General features: G+C 67.5%; 2 protein-coding genes. Both read left to right on the top strand.

What is annotated here, in order from left to right; translation table 11 throughout:
• Positions 1-74: 74 nt before the first annotated feature.
• Complete coding sequence (locus VNE62_09770; GenBank protein ID HVE92566.1) at positions 75-1649, top strand: NAD(P)/FAD-dependent oxidoreductase; 1575 nt, start codon at positions 75-77, stop codon at positions 1647-1649.
• A 38-nt stretch (positions 1650-1687) separates the two neighbouring features.
• Positions 1688-3228 (top strand): DUF2142 domain-containing protein (locus VNE62_09765; GenBank protein HVE92565.1); only part of this gene is annotated, 1541 nt, incomplete at its 3' end.

Here is a 3228-nt window from a genome sequence, read left to right as displayed (position 1 = left end):
CACGGCCTGTGTCGGACCTGCGGGGATGGGCAATCTCCCGGTCCCGGCGTCCCACCGACTGGAGCTGAATAGCGATGCAACGATCGAGCAACGCCGTCACGCCGCCAACAGACGTCGTCGTCATAGGCGCGGGACCCGGTGGTCTGACGGCGGCCTACGAGCTGGGCAGAAAGGGCATCCGCTCAATAGTCCTGGAGGCGGACAGCGTAGTCGGCGGAATCAGCCGAACCGTCGAGCGGGATGGCTGGCGCTTCGACATCGGCGGCCACCGGTTCTTCACCAAGGTCAAAGCGGTCGAGGAGCTGTGGCACGAGATCCTGCCGGACGAGGACTTCCTTCTTCGTCCTCGTATGAGCCGGATCCACTACAACGGCAAATTCTTCGACTATCCGCTGAAGGCGTCCAACGCGCTGAAGAACCTCGGCCTCATCGAGGCCATGCGCTGCGTCCTTTCGTATGTGTGGGCGCGGATCAGGCCGCCGAAGGATCAAACCAACTTCGAGGGCTGGACCTCCGCGAGATTCGGGCACCGCCTCTACACCATCTTCTTCAAGACCTACACGGAGAAGGTCTGGGGAGTGCCGGCAAGCTCGATACAGGCGGACTGGGCGGCACAGCGGATCAAGAACTTGTCGCTTTTCAAGGCCGTCATGAATGCGCTTCTGCCGAAGCGCAATCAGAAGGACATCACCAGCCTCATCGAGGAGTTCCAGTACCCGAAGTACGGCCCCGGGATGATGTGGGAGCGGGCCACCGAGCTCGTTCAGGCCCAGGGGACGAAGGTGGTTATGAACTCACCCGTCACCGCGATCAGGCACCGCGAGGGCCGGGCGGTGTCCGTGGTGGCCACGTCTGCCACGGGAGGCCGAACGGAATACCCGGCGAGCCACGTCATCTCGTCGATGCCCATTACGCAGCTGGTGAGGCAGATGGACCCCCCGGCCCCCGCGGACGTCCTGATAGCGGCTGAGGGGCTCACCTACCGCGACTTCCTCACCGTGGCTCTGGTCGTGCCGGAGGAAGCAGGGTTTCCGGACAACTGGATCTACGTCCACTCCCCGGACGTCAAGCTCGGGCGGATCCAGAACTTCGGATCGTGGTCGCCATACCTGGTCAAGGAGGGACGGACCTGTCTCGGGCTGGAGTACTTCGTGTTCGAGGGCGACGAGCTGTGGTCGATGGAGGACTCGAAGCTGGTCGAGCTGGGCACGCGGGAGCTGCAGACGCTCGGACTGGTGAAGCCGGGACAGGTCCAGGCGGGGTACGTGGTGCGGATGCCGAAGGCGTATCCGATGTACGACTCCACGTACAAGCAGCGTGTGGCCCGTCTCCGTGCCTGGCTCGAGGAGAACACCCCGAACGTCTACCCCGTAGGGCGCAACGGGATGCACAAGTACAACAACCAGGACCACTCGATGTACACGGCGATGCTTTCGGTTGAAAACATCCTCGGCGCCAGCCACGACATCTGGAAGGTGAACGTGGAGGCCGAGTACCACGAGGAGAGGTCGTCGGAGGGTCCGGAGGCTTCACGCGCCACGTCACCCGCTTCGGTCCCCGCCCACGGCGAGGGCGAGACGGTTGAGGTCGGACTCCGCCAGCTCGACACCTCGGCAGAACCTGACCGGCGGACCCCCGAAAACGCCTAGCGCCCGTCGAGCTGCTGTCAGGTGACGGTCCGCATGAGATGACCAGCGGCTCGTCCCGCCACTCGCGAGCCCTCAGGGCCACGCGGCTCCTGGTGGTTGTGGGGTTCACGCTGCTGGTTATGGCCTGGATGTTCGGGACGCCGCCGGGGGCAGGGCCCGACGAGCTGGCGCACTACGTCAAAGCGGTCGGTGCCGGGGGCGGGGACATTCGTGGCGGGGAGATTCCGGAAGCCACGATGGGGCCGCCGCCTTCGGCCACGCAGGCCTGGTTTAACCAGACCAGCCGGGTCTTCGACGTCCCCCCGCGACTTTCGACCGCGCGTCTGGAGTGCGTCACGTTCTTCCGCGTTCCCGGCGACTGTCCCCCCATCCAGGGGGGACAGGGGTCGGAGCTGTCACACGTTGGAACGTACCAGCCGTGGAGCTACGTGCTGCCCGGCGTGGCAGCCGGGATGAGCGGCGATGCTCCGGCCGCCCTGCGTGCGGGCCGCGCGATCTCCGCGGCGGTCTGTCTGGCGCTCCTGTGCGCTGCGGCCGCTCTGCTGTGGGACCCCCGAAACGCGGGCGCCTCGGTCGCCGGGCTGTTGGTGGGCGTGTCGCCGATGGTGTTGTTCGTGATGTCGCAGCTGTCCGGCAGCGGCCCCGAGCTGGCGGGGACCATATGCCTCGCCGCCGCACTCATACATCTATCCCGGGAGGCGCCGTCATCGAGGTGGGCGTGGCTGGCGGCGGGGGCCGGGGCAGTGCTGGCCGTGTCCACGCGTTCGCTGGGGCCGCTGTGGGTTCTGCTGTGCGTGGCGGGAGTGACAGTGGCCTTCGGCGGCCGGCGGTTGCTCTCCGAGGTCAAGTCGGGGGGTCGCGGGGCCAAGGCGGCGATTGTCGCCACGGTGGCGGCCGGTGCGGCCGGTGTGTGGTGGGAGGCCGCCTTTCAGCCGCACCCGGGCTTCAGCTTGTCGCGCACCATCCGGAATCTTCCGTCCGCGGCGTACAGCATGGTGGACGTCGGCGAGCAGTCGATAGGGATCTTCGGCTCCCTCGACGTCCGGGTGAGGCCCGGCTTTTACGTCCTCTGGGCGATCCTTCTGCTGGTCGTCCTGGGCCTGGCCCTGCTGTGGGGTCGTCCGCGGGAACGGATGGCCCTGGCTGGCCTTTCCGCTGGTGCCGTGGGATTCAGCGTGGTCCTGGCGGCCGCCGTGGTGATCCCAACGGGTTTCGGTCTTCAGGGGCGCCATGTGCTTCCCGCAGCGGTTCCGGTCCCGCTGATCGCCGGGGAAGTGCTGTCGCGGGCGGTCGCGCGCCGGAAACGGCCGGGAGCCGACGCGCGTTTCTCCAGTCGCGCCGCTGCCGCGGTCACCGTCTGGGTCGCTGCGATCGCCGCTGCGCTCCATGGACTGGCATGGATGACGAATGCGCGCCGCTATGCCTTCGGCCAACCGGTCTCGTGGGACCTTCTCGGCTCCGCGGCCTGGGCGCCTCCCGGCGGCTGGTTGCCCTGGATCCTGCTGGTGTGCGCGGGGTGCGGATGCCTGGCTCTCTCCGGAGTGACGGCGTCGGGTCTGGCCGGCGCACCCCGAGGCAC

It is taken from the genome of Actinomycetota bacterium, assembly GCA_035536535.1.
In the GTDB taxonomy this organism is placed as follows: Bacteria; Actinomycetota; JAICYB01; order JAICYB01; family JAICYB01; genus DATLNZ01.
The sequence above is the reverse complement of the archived record's forward strand: the minus strand, read 5'-3'. Positions and strand labels throughout refer to the sequence as shown.

What these genes read in the sequence shown, in the direction of transcription:
- VNE62_09770 (HVE92566.1), top strand. Translation starts at nt 75, where the DNA reads ATGCAACGATCGAGCAACGCCGTCACGCCGCCAACAGACGTCGTCGTC.